Source organism: Gemmata algarum (genome assembly GCF_034097035.1).
Taxonomy (GTDB): Bacteria; Planctomycetota; Planctomycetia; order Gemmatales; family Gemmataceae; genus Gemmata; species Gemmata algarum.
The window spans coordinates 1-1,633 of sequence record NZ_JAXBLV010000071.1 but is presented as its reverse complement, the minus strand read 5'-3'; the positions used below and the strand labels follow the sequence as shown (position 1 = coordinate 1,633).

Here is a 1,633-nt window from a genome sequence, read left to right as displayed (position 1 = left end):
TCGGCATGAGCGAGAGACCGGTCGAACGCAACGTCGCAATGTTGGAGCGCAGGATCACATCTTCCTTTCCGTCGGCGCGACGCAGCGTGATGCTGGTTGGCGATTCCGAAGCGACCACGCCGTTTAACACCCGATCGTCGGCAGTGACGACGTTGTAGGACACGTATCGCGGATCGACCTCGCGGTTTGGGTCCAGAACGGCGGCGAGCAGATCTTCGCCGGACTTGTTCGGGAGCGCGGCGAGCAAGTTGGCCCCTACATCGAAGCCGACGCCGTCGAGCTTGTGACACGCGGCGCATGACTTCTTGAACACCGCCCTGCCCTTCAACGCGTCGCCCTTCAGTTCGAGCGCGGTCGCGTACTCCTTAATCACCTTGGCGCGATCGGCACGTGCGGCGAGCTTGAACACTGTAACCGCCCGCGCGCGGACCGCGGCGTTGGGGTGCGCTTTCAGTTGCTGAACCTGCTCGAGTGCGAACTCGGACTGGGTAACCGTTTTGGCGTCAACCGCGTCGAGCAGCTTCGCAATCCGGTCCGGGCGGCCAAGGAGTGCATCGAGGACCTCGCGGCGGAGGCCGGGGCCGTAGCTCGCCCAGTTCTTGAGCAGCAACGCGGCCACCTGAGGGTCGGTGTGAACCGCCAGCGCGCGAACCGCCGCCCCCTGCACATCTCCCGGCGTCGCAGGCACCAGTGCAGCGACCAGGGCGTCACCGGCTAAGTCGAACGGTCCATAAGCAAGCAGCGCGGCACTCGCAATTCGATTGCTCGAAGTCGCGTTCTCGTCGCGCAGCACACCAGCAGCGGCTTCAAACCGCTTGCGGACCTTCTTGAGGGCGTCTGCGGCTCCCGCAGGCGGCTTCTGCCACCACGTGGGTAGCGGCGCGGCGGAGGCCCGCATCCCCTGCCCCAGCCCGTCGAGGACCGCAACCTCGCACCCGCGCGCGAGCGGTCGTTCGGCGACCAATTCGAGCACCAACCCGACCTCCTGCGCATCACCCCGGGCGCCGATCATTGCGGCGACTCGGGTCGTCAGCGCGAGGTCGGGCTGGCGGTCGGGCCGCGTCAGCACCTGCAGAAGGTGGAAGCCGTACTCACGAGCCGAACTCAGCACGGCCGTTACCGTCCACGGATCACGACCATCTTTGCTGAGAATCTCCTCGAGCACTCGCACCGCGTCCGTTGTGGGCAACGCGCCTGCCGTCAGAGCGAGTTGGAACCGAACCCGCGGAGACGGATCGGTACGCAAGGGCGTCACGCGAAGGCAAAGGGTCGGCGAAGTCCGGAGGAATTGCTCCGCGAGACGGAGCGCCTGCTCACGAACGCCGGGCTCCGGATCGGCGAGCGCGCCGTACAGGTCGGTCGCCTCCAGCGCCCCCAGTCCGTCGAGAACCCAGAGCAGGTTCGCGCGACCGGGAGTACCGACCGCCTTCGGCAGCAGTTCGCGGACCCGCGCGACGGCCTGCTTGTCCTGCCGTTCCACCAGAAGCCGTTGCGCGGTGAGCCGGCGCCACGGGTTCGTGCCGGTCAGTTCCTCGGCGAGTTGTTTGGGCGCCGTCGCACCGATATCAGGCAACTTCGCAGCCGTAAAGTCCTTCGGTGCGATGCGCCAGATGCGGCCCCGGCCGCGACTTTC

The 1,633-nt window shown here is 66.8% G+C and carries 1 pseudogene; it reads right to left on the bottom strand.

The features are described 5' to 3' along the window. Positions 1-1,633, bottom strand: a pseudogene (locus R5W23_RS07605) (c-type cytochrome); the annotation flags it as partial.